General features: G+C 71.0%; 1 pseudogene. It reads left to right on the forward strand.

The window, feature by feature from the left end:
- Positions 1-214 (forward strand): annotated as a pseudogene (locus MN205_RS00060) (methyl-accepting chemotaxis protein); the annotation flags it as partial.

The raw sequence follows: 214 nt of genomic DNA on the forward strand, positions 1-214 counted from the left end.
CGTGGCGACCCAGCTGTCCAGCGGTGCCACGCAGTCCGGTTCGCAGTCGCAGGTCGTCTCCGCGGCCGCCGAGGAGATCTCCGCCTCGATCGGGACGGTCGCCGTCGCCAACGCCAGCGAGGCCTCCGCCATCCCGGAGCGCCTGAGCGCCTCCTCCCGCGAGATCGGCGACGTGGTCAAGCTGATCACCTCCATCGCGGAGCAGACGAACCTG

It is taken from the genome of Kineococcus sp. TRM81007, assembly GCF_022669155.1.
Lineage (GTDB): Bacteria > Actinomycetota > Actinomycetes > Actinomycetales > Kineococcaceae > Kineococcus.